15 protein-coding genes are annotated in these 16,943 nt (G+C 68.2%); 8 read left to right on the forward strand and 7 right to left on the reverse strand.

Going from position 1 to position 16,943, the window contains the following annotated elements; translation table 11 throughout:
• Positions 1-42: 42 nt before the first annotated feature.
• Positions 43-630 (forward strand): hypothetical protein, encoded by a 588-nt coding sequence (locus KY501_RS35585; protein ID WP_224368241.1) that lies wholly within the window; start codon positions 43-45, stop codon positions 628-630.
• Between the two features lie 96 nt (positions 631-726).
• Here the strand turns inward: KY501_RS35585 and fghA are convergent, their stop codons facing one another.
• From fghA to KY501_RS35600, 3 genes are all read right to left on the reverse strand, one after another.
• Positions 727-1,578: an S-formylglutathione hydrolase gene (gene fghA / locus KY501_RS35590; protein ID WP_224368242.1), complete on the reverse strand. Its 852-nt coding sequence runs from the start codon at positions 1,576-1,578 to the stop codon at positions 727-729.
• A complete protein-coding gene (locus KY501_RS35595; RefSeq protein WP_224368243.1) occupies positions 1,575-2,687 on the reverse strand; it encodes an S-(hydroxymethyl)glutathione dehydrogenase/class III alcohol dehydrogenase in 1,113 nt (370 codons plus the stop codon). Before KY501_RS35595 ends, fghA begins: the two co-directional genes overlap by 4 nt.
• A 69-nt stretch (positions 2,688-2,756) precedes the next feature.
• Positions 2,757-3,833 carry a TauD/TfdA family dioxygenase gene (locus KY501_RS35600; protein ID WP_224368244.1) on the reverse strand — a complete coding sequence of 359 codons (1,077 nt, stop codon included), beginning with the start codon at positions 3,831-3,833 and terminating at the stop codon, positions 2,757-2,759.
• Positions 3,834-4,120: 287 nt separating this feature from the next.
• On the opposite strand from KY501_RS35600, the gene KY501_RS35605 reads away from it, so the two are divergent.
• Entirely contained in the window at positions 4,121-4,354 is a 234-nt protein-coding gene (locus KY501_RS35605) for a hypothetical protein (RefSeq protein WP_224368245.1), read from the forward strand.
• Positions 4,355-4,369: 15 nt separating this feature from the next.
• Here the strand turns inward: KY501_RS35605 and KY501_RS35610 are convergent, their stop codons facing one another.
• Positions 4,370-7,048: a CHASE domain-containing protein gene (locus KY501_RS35610; RefSeq protein WP_224368246.1), complete on the reverse strand. Its 2,679-nt coding sequence runs from the start codon at positions 7,046-7,048 to the stop codon at positions 4,370-4,372.
• Between the two features lie 126 nt (positions 7,049-7,174).
• On the reverse strand, positions 7,175-8,077 hold the full coding sequence (locus KY501_RS35615) for a zinc metalloprotease HtpX (protein ID WP_224368247.1): 903 nt from the start codon (positions 8,075-8,077) through the stop codon (positions 7,175-7,177).
• 88 nt (positions 8,078-8,165) lie between these two features.
• Here KY501_RS35615 and nhaR point away from each other — a divergent pair, with 88 nt between their 5' ends.
• Entirely contained in the window at positions 8,166-9,074 is a 909-nt protein-coding gene (nhaR, locus tag KY501_RS35620; protein WP_224368249.1) for a transcriptional activator NhaR, read from the forward strand.
• An 81-nt stretch (positions 9,075-9,155) separates the two neighbouring features.
• Positions 9,156-10,532, forward strand: coding sequence for a sigma-54-dependent transcriptional regulator (locus KY501_RS35625; RefSeq protein WP_224368251.1), 1,377 nt, complete (start codon positions 9,156-9,158; stop codon positions 10,530-10,532).
• A gap of 14 nt (positions 10,533-10,546) precedes the next feature.
• Here the strand turns inward: KY501_RS35625 and KY501_RS35630 are convergent, their stop codons facing one another.
• Positions 10,547-11,209: a hypothetical protein gene (locus KY501_RS35630; RefSeq protein ID WP_224368253.1), complete on the reverse strand. Its 663-nt coding sequence runs from the start codon at positions 11,207-11,209 to the stop codon at positions 10,547-10,549.
• 214 nt (positions 11,210-11,423) lie between these two features.
• On the opposite strand from KY501_RS35630, the gene KY501_RS35635 reads away from it, so the two are divergent.
• The 4 genes from KY501_RS35635 to ruvA all read left to right on the forward strand — a co-directional run bounded on the left by KY501_RS35635 (position 11,424) and on the right by ruvA (position 15,054).
• Positions 11,424-12,962: a response regulator gene (locus KY501_RS35635; protein WP_224368256.1), complete on the forward strand. Its 1,539-nt coding sequence runs from the start codon at positions 11,424-11,426 to the stop codon at positions 12,960-12,962.
• A 56-nt stretch (positions 12,963-13,018) separates the two neighbouring features.
• The gene (locus tag KY501_RS35640; protein ID WP_224368258.1) at positions 13,019-13,765 is read left to right on the forward strand and encodes a YebC/PmpR family DNA-binding transcriptional regulator; all 747 of its coding nucleotides are present in this window, start codon (positions 13,019-13,021) and stop codon (positions 13,763-13,765) included.
• Between the two features lie 99 nt (positions 13,766-13,864).
• Entirely contained in the window at positions 13,865-14,446 is a 582-nt protein-coding gene (gene ruvC / locus KY501_RS35645; protein ID WP_224368260.1) for a crossover junction endodeoxyribonuclease RuvC, read from the forward strand.
• Positions 14,443-15,054 (forward strand): Holliday junction branch migration protein RuvA, encoded by a 612-nt coding sequence (ruvA, locus tag KY501_RS35650; protein WP_224368262.1) that lies wholly within the window; start codon positions 14,443-14,445, stop codon positions 15,052-15,054. Before ruvC ends, ruvA begins: the two co-directional genes overlap by 4 nt.
• A 9-nt stretch (positions 15,055-15,063) precedes the next feature.
• Here the strand turns inward: ruvA and KY501_RS35655 are convergent, their stop codons facing one another.
• On the reverse strand, positions 15,064-16,779 hold the full coding sequence (locus KY501_RS35655) for a CotH kinase family protein (RefSeq protein WP_224368264.1): 1,716 nt from the start codon (positions 16,777-16,779) through the stop codon (positions 15,064-15,066).
• Between the last annotated feature and the right edge of the window lie 164 nt (positions 16,780-16,943).

A 16,943-nucleotide genomic window follows, 5' to 3' on the forward strand; every position in this document is an offset into this window, starting at 1 on the left:
GCCAGGAATGCGGTCCGCATTTCACTCAAAGGAGAGACGATCATGTCGAACAAGCTCATGGGGATGTGCCTGATGGCCTCGCTGGCCCTGGCGTGCGGTGCGACGCACGAGGTGGGCGAGCAACTTCGCGCGGAGTTCCTGGACGACGGAGGCGCTCAGGACGATGCCGGAAAGCCGAACAACGCAACTCCGCAGGACGCTGGCTCGCTGAAGTCGTGCACGGACTACTCGGACTGCGATCAGGCCACGGAGATCTGTGACACGGGGCTGTGCCGCCCAGGATGTGGCCCCAACTATCCCAACAACGTCTGCGGACAAGGGACGACCTGCGACGACTATATCTGTCGTCCGACATGCGCGGCGGGATGCCCCAGCGGATGGTCGTGCGATTCCCAGAGCGGGATCTGCCGCCCCAGCACGACCTGCTCCGCGCAGAACCCGTGCCCGGCGAACTACGGCTGCGCCAACGGGACCTGTGTTCAGACCGGGACCGCGTGCACGACCCAGAGCCAGTGTCCGTCGACGGAGACCTGCTTCCAAGGCTTCTGCCGGCTGTGGTGCGGCCCGAACTACCCGGGCCACATCTGCCCCAGCGGCACGCAGTGCTGGTCCAACGCGACGTGCAGCTGAGCTGAGGTGACGAGGGCGCTCCCTCGTCAGGATGACCGAGGCTCGCCCCGAAGCGCATGGGGCGAGCCCGTTCCCTGGCGGAGTTCCGCTTCCAGCTCAGGCATTCAGTGCCTGGGCGTGGTGGCGCAGGTGGTCCTCCATGAAGGTGGAGACGAAGTAGTAGCCGTGGTTGTAGCCCTCCTGCTTGCGCAGGGTGAGGGGCTGGCCCGCGGCGGCGCACGCCTGCTGGAAGAGTTCCGGACGGAGCTGCTCGGTGAGGAACTTGTCCTGCGTGCCCTGGTCCACGAGCAGCGGGGGCAGGGGCTGGCGCAGCGTGCGCACCAGCTCGCTGGCATCCCACGCGCGCCACGCCTGCTGATCCGGCCCCAGGTAGCCGCCGAAGGCCTTCTGTCCCCAGGGCACCTGCATCGGCGCGCAGATGGGCGCGAACGCGGACACGGAGCGATAGCGTCCCGGCTGCTTCAGCGCGCAGATGAGCGCCCCATGGCCTCCCATGGAGTGGCCGAAGATGCCCTCCCGGTTCGTGAGTGCGGGCAGGTGCTCGGCCACCAGCGCGGGCAGCTCCCGGGTGACGTACGAGTACATGCGGTAGTGCGAGGACCAGGGCGCCTGCGTCGCGTCCACGTAGAAGCCCGCCCCCACTCCGAAGTCCCAGGAAGCCGTCTCGCCGGGAATGCCGGCGCCCCGAGGACTCGTGTCGGGGGCCACCAGCATCACCCCCAGCTCTGCTGCCACCCGCTGCGCGCCGCCCTTGATGAGGAAGGTCTCCTCGGTGCACTCGAGGCCGGCCAGGTAGTAGAGCACCGGCACCTTGCGCGTGGCCGCCTGGGGAGGAACGAAGACGCCGAAGCGCATCTCCCCCCCGCAGGCCTCCGAGGCATGGCGGTAGGTGGCCACCGAGCCCCCGAAGGATCGGTGCTCCGACACCCGGGTCAGCGCAGCTGTCATGAGTACTTCACCACGCTGCGGATGGCCTCGCCCTGGTGCATCAGATCGAAGGCCTTGGAGATGTCCTCCAGCGGCATGACGTGGGTGATGAGCGGATCGATCTGGATCTTCCCCTCCATGTACCAGTCCACGATCTTCGGCACATCCGTGCGCCCACGCGCGCCGCCGAACGCCGAGCCCTTCCACACGCGCCCGGTGACGAGCTGGAAGGGGCGGGTGCGGATCTCCTGCCCCGCGGCGGCCACGCCGATGATGATGCTCTCGCCCCAGCCCTTGTGGCAGCACTCGAGCGCCTGCCGCATGACGTCCACGTTGCCAATGCACTCGAAGCTGTAGTCCGCGCCGCCCTTGGTGAGATCGACCAGGTACTTCACCAGATCGGTGCCCACCTCGCGCGGGTTCACGAAGTGCGTCATGCCCAGCTTCTCGGCCAGGGCCTTGCGCGCGGGGTTGATGTCCACGCCGACGATCATGTCCGCGCCCACCATGCGCGCGCCCTGCACGACGTTCAGGCCGATGCCGCCCAGGCCGAACACCACCACCTTGCTGCCGGGCGTCACCTTGGCCGTGTACACGACAGCGCCAATGCCCGTCGTCACGCCGCAGCCGATGTAGCAGACCTTCTCGAAGGGAGCGTCCTCGCGAATCTTCGCCACGGCGATCTCCGGCAGCACCGTGAACTGGGCGAAGGTGGACGTGCCCATGTAGTGGTGGATGCGCTCCTTGCCCAGCCGGAAGCGGCTGCTGCCATCCGGCATGAGCCCCTGGCCCTGCGTGCTGCGGATGGCCTGACAGAGGTTCGTCTTCCGGGACAGGCAGTACTCACATTGCCGGCACTCGGGCGTGTAGAGCGGGATGACGTGGTCGCCCTTCTTCACCGAGGTGACGCCCGGTCCCACGTCCACCACCACGCCGGCGCCCTCGTGGCCGAGGATGGCGGGGAAGAGCCCCTCGGGATCCTTGCCGGACAGCGTGTAGTCGTCGGTGTGGCAGACGCCGGTGGCCTTCAGCTCGACGAGCACCTCGCCCGCCTTGGGGCCCTCGAGCTGTACCGTCTCGATGCGCAAGGGCTTGCCTGCCTCGAACGCGACCGCTGCACGAACGTCCATGTCCTCTCCCGTGACGAGGGCCCTCCCAGGAGGGGAGGTGCCGCGGGCGGACTATAGGGGAGCCGAGGCTCAGGCGGTGGTATCGAAGTACACGCCGCGCAACCAGCGGGCGCCGGTGAACGCCGTGCGGGCGTGGAGCATCCGCCAGTTGTCATAGATGAGGAAGTCGCCGGCCTGGAGCTGGAACCGGTACTGGTGGCGCTCGTCGCGCACCAGCCGGGCGAAGCGGTTGTAGGCGCGGTACCAGGCCTCCATCTCGGCGAAGGGGCGCTTGTGGGGCGCGAGCGTGAAGTAGCTGTAGCGGATGCGAAAGCCGCCCGGTGCGTCGAAGTCCAGGATGGGCGAGACGAGCACGCGCTCGAAGGACTTCTGCTTGCGGTGGAACGTCACCGGCACCGAGCGCAGCAGCTCGAAGGCAGGCCGGTCGAGATCGGCCAGGTAGTGGGCCGCTGCCAGCGCATCCACCACGGCGTTGGCGCCGCCTCCGTTCGCGGCGGGCTGCTGGCAGTGCAGGAGCTGGTAGCGCGGCGGCCGGTCCAGGAAGGGCTGGTCCGTGTGGAGCTGGATGGCGCTGTCCGTGTAACCGAGCTGATCGGTGTTCTGGTTGGTGGTGTTGTCGGTGCGCAGATCCTCGATGCGGCCGAAGTGGGTGCCGATGACGGACAGCCCCTCCTTGCCGATCAGATCGATGAGCGCCTCCGTGTCGAGCCCGAAGCCGCGAACGACGAGCAGTCCGGTCCGCGCCAGGGTCTTCACGACGGTGCGCCCGAGCGGCTCCTCGAGGCGGGCGGCGTCCACGGCGATGGTGCTGACATCCGAAGGAGGCGGAGGCGCATGGGCCCGGTCCGCCGCGTACGCGTGGGTGAGCAGCCAGTCCGAGGCGTAGCGGCTCACCTGCCCATCGGCGCGGTCGCCCCAGTCGATGTCGAGCGCCTGCGTGTCCTCGGCGATGCGCACGGTGCGCGGCTGGGGATCCAGGGGCAGCTCGGACGAACAGACGATGCGCTCACGGGTGAGCGGATGACGGTCGAGCTCCGAGTTGTGCCGCAGCCAGAACCAGTGAAAGTCAGCGTGGCGGGGGCTCTCACCGGGGGTGAAGTGGACGCGAAGAAAGTCGTCGTGCGGCTCGATACGGGCGATGGACATGGATGCTCCGGGACGGGGTGTGGGGGAGCCGCGACGAGCACGACCGGACGCGCGAGGGACAGCGGTCAGGCGAAGGCAGCCTTCACGTGCTCAGCGCGGGACGACGAGGACAGTCTCTTCGCGCCAGCGCTAACAACAGACGCCGCGACAACAACAGCCGCGGGCGAAAGTCGTGGAGCGGGCACGGAAGGAGCGCATCGTTGGAACGGAACGGTAGAGAGACGCTCCGTGCGAGTCAAGCGCTCACTCTCGCAGTGGGGGGAACCCAGGAGTACGCTCCCTTCAGCGTGTCCGAGAACCCCCAGACCGACGTGGAGGCCGCGCTCACCCGGGCCAGCGAGGAGCTCGGGCTCCCCTCCTATTATCGCTCCCTGGTCCGCACGCTCCTGCGCGATCCCGAGGGGCGCTGGCCCCGATGCTGTGGTGGAGGCTGTGAACCCTGCGCGCAGACGCTCGTGCGCGTCGCCGCGCGAACCCTGGAGCTGTTGGGCACTCCGCGCCAGGCGCCGCTTCCGGACTGAGCAGGGCCAGGTTCCTCACGCCATCGCCGACTGCTCGGGCTGCGGGGCGGGGATGCGCGGCAGGCGGATGAAGAAGGTGGTGCCCTGGCCCTCGGCGGTCTCGAAGCGGATCTCTCCCCGCATGCGCTCCACGAGGATGCGCGTGAGGTACAGGCCCAGGCCCGTGCCGCGCTGACGGCGGGTATCGGAGCTGTCCGCCTGGGAGAACTTGCGGAACAGCTGCGGCTGGAACTCCACAGGGATGCCGCTGCCATGGTCGCGCACGGACACCTCCAGCCAGTCCCGCTCCACCGTCATGCCCAGCTCGACGGCGCCGCCGGTGGGAGAGAACTTGATGGCGTTGGAGAGCAGGTTGTTCATCACCTGCGCGAAGCGATCCACGTCCACCTCGGCCCAGGTGCCGGCCGTCACGCTCGACAGCAGGGTGAGCGACACCTGGAAGCGCTCGGCATAGCCGCGATTCTCCTCCTGGCTGCGGGCCAGCAGGGGCGCCAGCTCAGCCGGCCTGCACTGCAGGGCCAGGTGCCCGGCCTCCATCTTGTCCACATCGAGCAGATCGTTGATCAGCTGTAGCAGGCGCTGGGCGTTGTTCTCCGCGATGCTGAGCAGCTGTCCGAGCACCTCGGGTTGGGCCACCAGTCCACCTCGGGTGATGAGGCTGAGCGCTCCCAGGATGGAGGTGAGCGGGGTGCGCAGCTCGTGGCTGACGGTGGAGACGAACTCGTCCTTCATGCGGTTGACGCGGGTGCGCTCGGACAGATCGTGCAGCAGGCACACGTATGTCCGCACGCCGCTGGCGGAGGCATTGCTGAGCGCCAGTTCCACAGGTACCTCCGTGCCGTCCCGGCGGCGGGCGGAGCTCTCTCGCCGGAGGCCTGGAGATTCGGGAGGGAGCTGATCCAGCTCGGCGCGCAGCGTGGGCCAGTCCAGGGAGGGCAGTACCTGGGTGAGCGGCAGCCCCTCCCACTCGGCCGTGGTCAACCCCAGCAGCCGGCCCGAGGCCGGGTTGGCGCTGAGTACGCGGCCTCGTTCATCCAGGGTCAGCAGTCCGTCCAGCGCGGACTGCAGGACCGCGCTGAGGAACTGCTCGCGCTGGTGCAGCGTCTGGGTGCGTTCAGCCACCAGTGCCGCCACGCGCGCCTTCTCTCCGCTCTGGTCCAACAGCAGCACCGCCAGCAGCCCGGTGAAGAGCAGTCCGCCGGCCAGCACCGCCCAGGTCTGCCAGCGGCGGGTGGAGTTGGCGAAGCCCTCTTGCGTCTCGTGCACGCGGACGAACCAGGTGCGGTTGCCCACCTTGACCGGCAGCGAGAACATTCGCTCTTCGCCCCAGCTCTGGGGCGCGGCATCGCCGTACATGAGCTGAGGGGCCTGCGGCGCCGTCGCGTCCCAGATGGTGAAGCGGATCTCCGACGAGCGATCCGGGTCCAGGCTCTGCCGGACGATGTCCTCCAACCGCAGCACCATCGTCACCACGCCTACGGTGTTCCCGCTGGGGGGATCCTGGACCGGCAGGATGGCGAGGACCGACCACTGCTCGGGCGTGTCCGAGAGCAGGTGGAGCCGCGCCGTGAGCGCCAGCTCATTCCTGGCCAGGGCAGAGCGCAGGGCCTCTCCGCGGATCGGCTCGGAGAGGATGTCTGCTCCCATGCCCTTGGCAGTGGACGAGCGCAGCTCGATGAAGGTGAGCGGGTAGTACTCCGCACGAGGCTCTACGGGATGGCGCAGGCCATCCTCGGGCCAATCGATGAGCCGGGCTTGTGGGCCGAGGCGGGCCTGCAGACGGGCCTCGTAGGCGGCCACCTCCGACGGAAGCACTCGGGGTGCCCAGCTCACGGCGTGCAGCGCTGGCTGGCGATCCATATCGCCCCTCACGAAGTGATGGAAGTTCTCCTCTCGGTTGCGATCCGTCACCTCCATGAAGCGGCGGGTGGCCTGGGCGGCCTGCAGGTTGCGCGTCAAGTTGGCTTCGACGCTGCGCGCGGCGCGCTCGGCATGGCGCTCGAACTCGGTCTGGGTGCGGTGCTGCTCGGACTGGCTGACCCTCACGAAGAGGAACACGGTGATGGTCAGACACACGAGCAGGGGCCACAGCACGGTGTGGCGGCGGCCCTTCCAGGTCTCCTCGGGCCAGTTGCACGCGGCGAGCGTCATCGGCAGCACGACGAGAACACCCAGCCCATCTCCCACCCACCAGATCAGCCAGCTGAGCGGCCACTCGGCGCCCGAGATGGCGCCCACTCCGAGCAGCACGGAGGTGCCCACGGTGGCGCTGATCAGGCAGGCCACGGGCCCCCCGAGCAGCAGGATCCGGAGGATCTCGTCCAGCTTCTGGAGCAGGGGCCTGGGGCCGGACACCGGGCGGACCAGGAAGAGACCGGCCGCGGCTTGCAGCGCGGCGCCCGTGCCAAGGCAGGCGGAGACCAGCAGGAGCTTGAGCGGGTCCTGGCTGCTTTGCCCCCAGGAGACCCAGAAGTTCATGGCGGTGGAGCCCAGCCAGATCGCGGGCACCATGCGATAGCCGCCCATGAGCAGGCCGGCCAGGGCGATGCCCGCGGAGGGGAAGATCGCCGTGGCGTAACCGGGAGGAATGGCGAGCAGCAGCCCCGCTCGGCCGGAGAGGACGTAGGCCAGTGCCAGCAGCAACGTCGAGAGCCAGTAGGGCAGGGGACGGCGTTGCAGCCAGGTTCTGAGCACGCGCCGCAGCCCCTCAGAGGAAAAGGACTTCCTCCCTATATCACAGACGGCCGTCTGCTCTTTCGTCCCGGTCCCTGTGCTTTCCTCGAGGCGCCCCCACTCCAGGAGAGCGGGGGGAGTGCGAGGTCAGGGCGTCAGTCCGTGAACCCCAGGCCGGGACCACCGCGCCTCGCGATCGAGGCCAGGGCGGCTCAGGGCGAGCAGCCGGCGGACGCGGTCCTCGGTGCGAGGGTGCGTGGAGAACAGGGCGAGGATCCGCTCCGTGCCGGCAAAGGGGCTGACGATGAAGAGGCTCGCGGTGGCGGGCTGGGCGGCGGTGGGGTGCTGCTCCGCCCCGCGCTGGAGCTTGTCCAGGGCGCTGGCCAGCGCCTCGGGGTCTCCGGAGATCTGCGCTCCCGTCTTGTCCGCCAGGTACTCGCGGCTGCGCGAGATGCCCAGTTGGATGAGCGTCGCGGCGATGGGCGCCACCAGGGCCAGGGCGAGCGTCTGGAGCGGAGAAGGGCCCTCCTCGTCGTCCTGCTGACCCCCAGCCATGGCGGACAGCCACCCGGCCGCATGGGCCAGATACGTCACCGCGGCGGCCACGGTGGCGGCGATGGTGGACAGCAGGATGTCCCGGTTCTTGATGTGGGCCAGCTCGTGGGCGATCACGCCTCGCAGCTCGCGCGCATCCAGCAACTCCATGAGGCCTCGGGTGACGGCGACCACCCCCTTCTCGGGGTTGCGTCCGGTGGCGAAGGCGTTGGGCTGCGGATCCTCCATGAGGAAGACGCGCGGCTTGGGCAGGCCCGCGGCCTGGGAGAGCTCCTCCACCATCCGGTGCAGGGTGGGCTGTTCCTCACGGGACACCTCTCGCGCCCCGTGCATCTTGAGGACGAGCTTGTCCGAGAAGAAGTACGCGCCCACGTTGAGCAGCAGGGCGAGCGCGAGCGCGGCATAGGGGGCAATGCCACCCAAGGCGCTCCCGATGCCCACGAGCAGCGCGGACAGTATACCCAGCAACAAGACGGTCTTCAGTTGGTTCTTCATGGCAGAGAAGATGTGCGCCCTGGGGCATTCATCGGCAAATAGATAGTTCGAGCGGAAAACCGGCACGAAAACCGATAGGTACTCTGAGATGGAATGGCTCAACTACCACCACCTGCTGTACTTCTGGACCGTGGTCCGCGAAGGCGGAGTGATGCTGGCGAGCAAGAAGCTGCGGTTGCGCCAGCCCACGGTGACGGGGCAGATCCGGGAGCTCGAGCGTTCGCTGGGCGAGAAGCTGTTCGAGCGTGTGGGCCGCAAGCTGGTGCTCACGGAGGTAGGCGCCTATGTCTACCGCTATGCCGATGAGATCTTCACGCTGGGCCAGCAACTGCAAGACGGTCTCAGGGGGCGTCCCTCGGTGGCGCCTCGCAAGCTGGTGGTGGGCGTGGCCGAGGTGATGCCCAAGCTGATTGCCCACAGGTTGCTGGAGCCAGCGCTCCGGTCGCGCGAGGACGTTCGGCTCATCTGCACCGAGGGGCCGGTGGAGCATCTGCTGGCGGAGCTCGCCCTGCACGAGGTGGATCTGGTGCTCGCGGACTCGCCGGTGCCTCCGGCCTCCAGCGTGCGGGCCTACAACCACCTGCTGGGCGAGTGTGGAATGACATTGTTTGCCGTTCCAAAGCTGGCGGCAGCCCTTCGCCGTGGCTTTCCGAAGTCGTTGGACGGCGCGCCCTTCCTCATGCCATCGGACGCCACCTCTGTGCGGCGGGCGCTCACGCAGTGGCTGGCGGAGGAGCAGGACGTGCGCCCTCGCATCCGGGGCGAGTTCCAGGACAGTGCCCTGATGATGGCCTTCGGGCAGGCGGGGGAGGGGGTGTTTCCGGGTCCCTCGGCCATCGAGGGCGAGATTCGCACCCAGTACGGGGTGGAGGTGGTGGGCCGGGTGGAGGCCGTGCGCGAGCACTTCTACGCCATCACCGCGGAGCGGAGGCTGCGGCACCCGGCGGTGGTGGCGATATCGGAGGCTGCGAGGACCCGGTTGTTCCAGCGCGCATGAGCCCTGCTGGCGCTCCACTGATATGGTTCGCGCGCCGCCAGTCCGGGCTTCCGAGTGCTTCCAGTCCGGTGGGACACCCTCATGAGTTCCTCACCTCTTCCGCTCCTCCTCGTCGACGACGATTCCGCCTTCCGCAAGATCTACGGAGGCCTGCTGCGGGACGCGGGCTATGAGGTCCTCGAGGCCGCGGATCGTTCCTCGGCTCGCGCGGCCGTGGAGGCCCGTGCCTTTCCGCTCGTGCTGCTCGATCTGATGCTTCCACCCGATGGGAGCGTGTCCGCGGGGCTGGAGCAGTTGGGGGCGTTGATCGCCGCGCGGCCGGGCACCAAGGTGATCGTCGTCTCCGGGGCGGGGGACACGCGCCACTCGCTGGAGGCCATCCGCCTGGGGGCCTACGACTTCCTCACCAAGCCCGTGGATCCGGATGTGCTCCTGGTGGTGGTTCAGCGTGCCATGGCCCGTGTGGCGCTGGAGCGCCAGGTGGAGGCCCTGCAGTCCTCGCTGGCCCACGCAGGCGGTGACACCGCCATGGTGGGGCAGAGCTCTCCGTTCCTCGCGGCCGTCTCGCTCGCCGAGCGCATCGCCGCCAGCGATCTGCCGGTGCTCGTTACCGGAGAGAACGGCACCGGCAAGGAGCTTCTCGCACGTTCCATTCACCTCAAGAGCCGCCGCCGCGCGGGCCCCTTCATCCCCGTGAACTGCGGGGCGCTGCCGGAGAACCTGCTGGAGAGCGCGCTCTTCGGTCATGTGAAGGGTGCCTTCACGGGAGCTACGCGCGACCACAAGGGCCTCTTCGCCGAGGCCGATGGCGGCACGCTCTTCCTGGATGAGATTGGCGACATGACGCCTTCGCTCCAGGTGAAGGTGCTGCGCGCGCTGGAGACGGGGGACATCCTCCCGGTGGGAGCGGATCGGCCCTCGCATGTGGACGTGCGCTTCCTCTCCGCCACGAACAAGGATCTGGGCGCCATGCAGCAGGCTGGCACCTTCCGGGAGGATCTCTACTGGCGCATCAAGGGCGTCCAGGTGCACCTGCCGCCTCTGCGCGAGCGCACCGCGGACCTGCCGCTGCTGGCCCGGCACTTCCTCAACCAGTGTGCCCACCTGTGTCCGGATGGCCGCGCGAAGCTGCTCTCGGACTCCGCCACCGAGGCGCTCCTCTCGCACGGCTGGCCCGGCAACCTGCGCGAGTTGCGCCACGAGATGCAGCGAGCCACGGTGCTCGCGGGAGATCGGCGAGAGGTCCAACCCGAGGACCTCTCCTTCACCGGCAGCGAGCGCCCGCGAGCCCCCGCTCCCGGCGCCAGCACGCTCCAGCAGAAGGTGGAGGCGCTGGAGCGCCGAGAGATCGAAGAGGCCCTGCGCCGCTTCAATGGCAACCGCACGCACACCGCCGAGGCACTCGGCCTCTCACGCCAAGGTCTGCTCAAGAAGCTGGAGCGCTACGGGATGACGTGAGCGTCTGGACGGGCTCAGAACAGCCGCGTGCCGATGCCCAACTGGATCTGGTAGCCCAGCCGCGTCACGGAGTCCTCGCGCGGGGCCTTGAAGGTCTCCACGCCCAGTTGCACCGCGGTCAGCAGCGAGATGCCCGAGCCCAGGTAGAGCTCCACGCCGCCGCCGGGGAGCGCCTGGAAGCGCCGCGCTCCCGTGGGGTCCAGTCCGAGATCGATCGGCAAGTCCAGCAACCCCACCACCGCCACTGTCTCCGCCACCTTCCACGTCGCGAGCAGTCCGGGGGTGATGCGCAGCAGCACGCCGCCGAAGTTGTCCGCATCCAGGTACGCACTGCCGGAGTTGAGCACCAATCCCAGCCCCAGCGTCGGCGCGAGTGTCATGGCGCCATCCTTCAGGATGATCCGGCGAGCCCTCGCCTCGAAGATCCCCGCCAGCCGCAGGTAGTCCAGGCGCGCGCGGCCCTCGATCTCGAACTCGGAGAGGCCCTGGCGGTAGCCCATGCCCATCTCGGGCACGCCGATATATCCATATAAGGAGCTGGCTCCCTCGGGCAGGGCCGCTGGCGCCAGCACCGTCCCGAATGCCCCGTCCTGACGAGCCGAGGACGCGGCCCCCTGGGCAGCCACGGGGACCGGGAGCGCGAACACGAGGGTGAGCAGCAAGACGGGACGCGTCATGCGGCCACCTTACGCGTCTCCTACATGTCGTCGATCTTTCCGCCCCGGTTCGCCAGATTCCAGACATCCCCGTGTTTCTTCTAAAAAAAGCGACCCGAGGACTTTCTTAAAAGGTGAGCCTGAGGCAGGATGTGAAGCAAGTTCTACTATTCCGGATTATTACCGCTTGAGCTGACAGTCGACCCCCAGTCCTCCTGCCTGGAGCCCCCGCCCCATGGTTGCTCGCTCTCCTCGCGCGACCATTATCGAGCCAGTCTGCACCGCCACCGGGCTGAGTCCCCGGGCCCGGCGTGGCAAGCGCCTGCGCGTGCTGCTGGTGGAGCCGGACGAGCGGTACCGGAGCTCGCTGGGGACGAAGCTGGCCGAGGCGGGCTTCGAGGTGGTGGTGGTGCCCACGGCGGAGGATGCGCGGGAGGAACTCGCCGCGTCGCCGACTTTGCCGCACCTCGTCGTAGCGGAGACGGAGCTGGCGGGCATGGACGGCTTCTCGCTCTGCAATCAGCTGCGGGCGGAGCTGCGCACGGCGGAATTGCCGGTGTTCCTGATCTCGAGTCGCCGGGAGAAGTTCCACCCCGAGCTGGCGGCGAGTGTGGGTGCGGACGACTACCTGGCCAAGCCGGTGATGGCGGAGGACGTGGTGGCGCTGGCGCGGCTCAAGGCGGGCCGGCGCTCCACGGAGCCGGAGTACGAGGCGCACTCGGCGCGGCTGCCGCTGACGGACATGGTCCGGGCGTTGTTGGCTGGGACGCGGTCGGGGCGGGTGGTGCTCAAGGAGGGGGATGGGTTCTTCGCCTTCCGGGACGGGCGCGTGGTGGATGCGGGCTACCTGGGCGAGCGCGGGGTGCTGGCGTTCCGGCGGCTGCTGAGCTTTGGCAGTGGGGTGTACGGGGTGACGTTCGGCCCCGAGTTGCACCGCGGCACGCTGCTGATGGATCTGGCGTTCCTGCGCCACCAGGTGCTGCCGGGCCTGGAGCGCTTCGCGCGGCTGCGTGAGGTGGGAGTTCCGCTGGCGGCGCGACTGACGGTGGACTTCCAGCGGTTGGCGGAGCAGTTGGCGAAGCTGCCGGATGAGGTCATCTCTCTGGTGCGCCTGTTCGATGGGCGGCGCACGGTGCGCATGGTGCTGCTGGAGTGCCGGCTCACGGAGGTGGTGGCGCTCGAGACGGTGATGCACCTGTTCGTGCTGGGGGTGCTGGGGCCGGCCTGCCACGTGGAGGAGCGCGAGCGGGTGCAGACTGCGCCGCGCTTCTTCGAGCCGGAGACCGAGGCCCTGAGGGTGGCACGTGCACAGGAGGCGCATGACGCCGAGCAGCGTGCGGCCGACGAGCACGAGGCTCGTTTGAACCCGGTTGAGGAGACTGCGGCCCAGGCGCCCGAGGAAGAGCCGACCGAGCTCGAGGTCAGCCTGGCGGACGCGGCGGAGGCTCAGGCTCCGGTGGAGGCCGAGGCGCCGAAGGCAGAGGCCCAGGCTCCAGTAGAGGCCGAGGCGCCGAAGGCAGAGGCTCAGGCTCCGGCAGAGGTTCAGGCTCCAGTGGAGGCCCAGGCTTCGGCTCCAGTGGAAGCTCCTGCTCAGCCCCAGGGTGATACGGCGCAGGCCGCCGCCGAGGCCGATCTGGAGGACGTGGAGATCGTCGTGGAGCCGGAGCCGAGCGCCGAGGAGTTGATCTCCCGGATGCCGATCCCGGTCATCCTGTTCCACCCGAAGCAGAAGGCCCGTCGCCGGGACGACGAGAAGGCAGCGCGGGCGCACTGAGCGCGGACAGTGTTTGACTCGGCGGGTCCGGTTAAGGGACAAGGCGCGGCACTGCCATGTCCGGTCACAACCGTTGGTCGAAGATCAAGCGGCAGAAAGCCGCGATGGGCGCCTCCAAGGGCAAGCTCTACACGAAGGTCATCAAGGAGATCACCGTCGCGGCTCGGCTGGGCGGTGGGGATCCCGCCGGCAACGCCCGTCTCCGCGCCGCCATCACCGCGGCCCGTGAGGCGAACATGCCCAACGACACCATCCAGCGGGCGGTGAAGAAGGGCACGGGAGAGCTGGAGGGCGAGAGCTACGAAGAGGTGATGTACGAGGGCTACGGCCCGGGCGGCGTGGCGGTGCTGGTCGAGTGCCTCACGGACAACCGCAATCGCACCTCGAGCGAAGTGCGCATCAGCTTCAGCAAGGGCGGTGGCAACCTGGGAGCAGAAGGCGCGGTCGGCTGGATGTTCCACAAGAAGGGCGTCATCGCGGTGAAGCCGGGTCCCACGGAGGACCAGGTGATGGAGAAGGCCATCGAGGCGGGCGCCGAGGACGTCATCAACCACGGTGACGAGGGCTTCGAAGTGCGCACCTCGCCGGCCGACCTGCACACCGTGGCCGCGAGTCTGGAAACGGCGGGGCTGAAGCTGGGGGAGCAGAAGTGGAGCTTCTTCCCGCAGACGACCGTGAAGCTCGAGGGCGAGAACGCGAAGAAGATGCTCAAGCTGATGGACGCGTTGGAAGAGAACGACGACGTGCAGAACGTCCACGCGAACTTCGAGATCGACGAAGCGCTGATGGAGTCCTTGCAGTAGCTCGGCCGCTCGGCGGGGGATCGACAGGGGCGGGCTCGCGCGTTACAAGGCTGAACACCCGTCCCGGTGTCGGGGACGGCGTCGGAGTGGGAGAGGCACGTGCGCGTCCTTGGAGTCGATCCTGGCAGCCGCTTCATGGGGTATGGCGTGGTGGAGGAGCGGCGTGGCCGGCTGGCGCACATAGCGCACGGGGTCATCAAGGTGGATCCGGATGCGCCGCTGCACCACCGGTTGATGGTGCTGCACGCGGAGCTGACGGGTCGGCTGAAGCAGTACCGGCCGGAGGCCGTGTCGGTGGAGGGCGTGTTCACCTTTCGCAACGCGCGCAGCGCCCTGGTGCTGGGGCACGCGCGAGGGGTGGCCCTGCTGGCGGCGGCCCAGGCGAACCTGCCCGTGTTCGAGTACCCCCCTGCGAAGGTGAAGCGCTCGGTGGGAGCGGGCGGAGGGGACGGCAAGGATGCGGTGGGCCGGATGGTGTGCTCACTCCTGCAACTCGAAGAGATTGAACGCGCGGACGCGAGCGATGCCCTCGCGGTGGCGCTCTGTCACCTCAACCAGGGACGGGCCGCGGCGCTGGGGGTGGGGAGCTCCCGAGGCGCTCGGGCCAAGCGAAGCAAGGGTGCGGCTGCGCTGCTCGCGGATCGGCTGAGCCCGTCCTATCGGCGCCCGGAGGCGCGATGATCGCGGGACTGCGCGGAACGCTGGCGGAGAAGAGCCTCGAGGAGGCCATCATCGACGTGGGAGGCGTGAGCTACCGCGTCGCCATGTCGTCGCTGGCGGTGGGCAAGCTGCCGGCGGAGGGCCAACCGGTGCAGGTCCGCGTGCGTACGGTGGTGCGAGAGGACGCCCTGGACCTGTTCGGCTTCCTGACCCGCTCCGAGGAGGAGATGTTCCAGCTGCTCAACTCGGTGTCGCAGGTGGGGCCGCGGCTGGCGCTCACGGTGCTGTCGGGGATGGAGGTGGGGGAGCTGGTGGTGGCGCTGAGCAAGGGCGAGGTGGCGCGGCTGACGAAGATCAAGGGCATCGGCAAGAAGACCGCCGAGCGTCTGGTGCTGGAGCTCAAGGACAAGGTGAAGGAGATGCACCTGGAGGCGGTGGCGCAGGGGGCAACGGCGGCGCCACCGGCCGCGGGGCCGATGGCGGATCTCGTCTCGGCGCTGTTGAACCTGGGCTACAAGGAGCAGCAGGCGGAGAAGGCGGCAGAGGTGGCCGGGGAGCGGCTCGGAGCGGAGGCCGCCTTCCAGGCCCTGTTCCGCGAGGCCCTCAAGGTGCTGCGCTCGGGGGCCTGAGTCACCGGTTCAGCGGATCTCCCAGCGGGAGGAATCCTCCGAGCCTCGGGAGTAGACGCCCCCGTTGGGCAGGGCGGTGTAGAAGAGGACGTCTAGCGCGCCTGTTACGGAGACTCCGTCGAACAGCCCCAACTCGCCGTCCTGTGGAATCGTAAAGCCGAGCTCCTTGGGAGCGAGGCGGACCGTGCCGTGAGGCGGCACCACATGCTCGGTCAGCACGGTGCTGGTGCTGGGATCGCGCAGAGAGGAAATCGTCCGCCGCAGGTCCACCGTGAGGACGAGCCCGGCCGTGGAGAGCGCCTGGTCAGTCGGGTTGCGCAGCTCCACCCAGCCCTCGCGAGGGCTGACGGCGTTGAGCTGCAGGGTGGTCGGAGCGGTCCGGAATCGACCCAGTTCCCCGCGCACGAAGGAGGTCCGGCCGCGAGCGTAGGCCTTGAGGAAGGGGACTCCCTCGTGGAACTTGGCCATTCCGTCCGGGTCCGACGGCATGGACTCATCGGGGCCGAGCAGCAGGTACGGGTCGGCGTCCATGTGCGGAGCAATCAGCGCGTACATCGCATCCACCCGAGCGTCGAAGACCTCGGGAGCGAGCAGGTCTTCCAGGCCCTTCTCGACGAGAGCGAACAGGCGCTCGCGCAGCTCGGGGTTGTAGATGATGCGGGTGTTGAGGTTGGAGAAGGCGGGGAGGAAGCCAGGGCGGGTGGCCCGCTTGGCGTACATCTTCGCCACCCAGCCGTCCGAGAGGCTGTAGCCAAACAGCGGGTGATCAACGACGGGCTTCATCCCCAGTCCATAGGTGGGCCACCAGCGCGCATCATTGTTGTTGAGATCCCAGGGCACGTAGGTCCACTTACCGGTGGTCGCGTCGTGGACGAGGTAGCTCTGCGAGTCCTCATGGATGTCATTGGAGATGAGCACGTCGGCCACCATGGCTCGCAGGTAGTGCTCCAGCTCCAGGTTGGCGTCGAGCATGGCAGGCAGGTTCGGCTCGGGGGCGCGGTTGATGACGTACATCAGCGTCATGACGTCGTCCTTGCTCTTCACGCTCTCGTTGGTCTCCTTCTGCCAGTCCTGCTGGTAGTCGGTGCGCCACAGCTTCATTTCGCAGTCCTTGGCACCGCAGCGGTAGATGGTGGGATCCGGATCAGCGAAGCCATGGGCCTCGGCGAAGTCCTTGTCCACGCGCTCGATGTCGAGGAAGACGCCCTGATACTGGCCGTTGATGGAGATGCGCACGAAGCGGGTGCGCGGGGCCGGTAGCCCCATGGCGAGCATCATGTCGAAGGCGAGCTTCTCGGTCATCATCGTCCGGTCCTGGAACTCGGCGATGAGGTTGTGCTTGCGCCGGCCGTCGAACTCGACGCCCTTGGGGAACTCGATGCGCCAGCTCTTCTTCGGGAAGAAGCGCGAGCTGGAGCCGCGCAGCCGCACCATCACTGGCTGGGCCTGGCCCTCGAAGACGAAGGTGGCCGGCTGCTCCTCCGCGTAGGGATCCTGGTCGAACAGCGCCAGCGTCTGCTCGGGGATCTGCAACTCGTAGAGCGGCACTTCCGTCTGCAGCGCCGGATACTCGAAGCGATCTCCCGACTGCTCCTGCTGCTGCGCTTTCTCCTGGCCGCAGCCATTGAGCAGCATCAACAGCATCGTTCCCACCACCGCGATCCAGAGAATGGACCGCCCGTTCTCGTCCTGCCCGCCACCCACCATCGCCGCCACTGCTCTCATCACCGCACCCTCCGTCTCTTTCACATCTCTTGGCTCTCACCCTGGGAAATGAATGAGGGGCCGCTCATGGACGAATCCTGTTTTTGTGGGGGATTTTCCTCCATCTGCCCGTTGTGGCTTGAACACGCTCCTGCTTCCTCCAGAGGTGCCGGGTTGCCTTCCGA

It is taken from the genome of Hyalangium versicolor (genome assembly GCF_020103695.1).
Classification (GTDB): Bacteria; Myxococcota; Myxococcia; order Myxococcales; family Myxococcaceae; genus Hyalangium; species Hyalangium versicolor.

Coding starts and splice junctions, on each gene's coding strand:
- KY501_RS35585 (WP_224368241.1), top strand. CDS start 43: ATGTCGAACAAGCTCATGGGGATGTGCCTGATGGCCTCGCTGGCCCTG.
- fghA (WP_224368242.1), bottom strand. CDS start 1,578: ATGACAGCTGCGCTGACCCGGGTGTCGGAGCACCGATCCTTCGGGGGC.
- KY501_RS35595 (WP_224368243.1), bottom strand. CDS start 2,687: ATGGACGTTCGTGCAGCGGTCGCGTTCGAGGCAGGCAAGCCCTTGCGC.
- KY501_RS35600 (WP_224368244.1), bottom strand. CDS start 3,833: ATGTCCATCGCCCGTATCGAGCCGCACGACGACTTTCTTCGCGTCCAC.
- KY501_RS35615 (WP_224368247.1), bottom strand. CDS start 8,077: ATGAAGAACCAACTGAAGACCGTCTTGTTGCTGGGTATACTGTCCGCG.
- nhaR (WP_224368249.1), top strand. CDS start 8,166: ATGGAATGGCTCAACTACCACCACCTGCTGTACTTCTGGACCGTGGTC.
- KY501_RS35625 (WP_224368251.1), top strand. CDS start 9,156: ATGAGTTCCTCACCTCTTCCGCTCCTCCTCGTCGACGACGATTCCGCC.
- KY501_RS35630 (WP_224368253.1), bottom strand. CDS start 11,209: ATGACGCGTCCCGTCTTGCTGCTCACCCTCGTGTTCGCGCTCCCGGTC.
- KY501_RS35635 (WP_224368256.1), top strand. CDS start 11,424: ATGGTTGCTCGCTCTCCTCGCGCGACCATTATCGAGCCAGTCTGCACC.
- KY501_RS35640 (WP_224368258.1), top strand. CDS start 13,019: ATGTCCGGTCACAACCGTTGGTCGAAGATCAAGCGGCAGAAAGCCGCG.
- ruvA (WP_224368262.1), top strand. CDS start 14,443: ATGATCGCGGGACTGCGCGGAACGCTGGCGGAGAAGAGCCTCGAGGAG.
- KY501_RS35655 (WP_224368264.1), bottom strand. CDS start 16,779: ATGAGAGCAGTGGCGGCGATGGTGGGTGGCGGGCAGGACGAGAACGGG.